Genomic DNA, 509 nt, shown 5'->3' with positions numbered 1-509 from the left:
AACCCACTACCTATAATGGTATTTTATAAATACCAGTTATAAAAAAAGCCGCTCTGCATTATGTAGGGCGGCTTTTTTTGTGCGCTCTGTTAAGCCAAGCAAAAATAAAGTTTTACTTGTTATTCAGCGATAGCTTTCATACGATGGTAGTCACCTAGATAATAACTTATATAGTATTAAAATAATCGGGAGCCATTATGCAAGAGATTGAGCTAAAGTTTTTGGTACCAGAGTCGCGACTAAAAGGTCTAATGCGTCAAGCGCAAGTTAAATCCTCAAAGCATATGCAACTGGCGGCGCATTATTACGATACGTCTGATCAAAAGCTTGCGCAGGCTGGCATTGGTTTACGTATCCGTAAAGAAGGCGATACGTGGGTGCAGACCATCAAAGCTGGTGGTGATGGTATTGCTGCGCGCCTAGAGCATAATGCTGTATTAGATAATGAGCAAGTACAGGCAATGCTAGATAGCGACACACTAGCGCCTGATTTAACAATTTACAAAGAT

At 40.7% G+C, this 509-nt stretch carries 1 protein-coding gene; it reads left to right on the top strand.

Annotation, left to right across the window (positions count from 1 at the left end; translation table 11 throughout):
* Nucleotides 1–197: 197 nt before the first annotated feature.
* Nucleotides 198–509, top strand: a 312-nt coding sequence (locus tag ACS8FD_RS24820) for a CYTH domain-containing protein (protein ID WP_439277800.1), incomplete at its 3' end; no start/stop codon positions are given.

Source organism: Psychrobacter sp. 1U2 (genome assembly GCF_051847575.1).
This window is presented reverse-complemented; position numbering and strand designations above follow the sequence as displayed.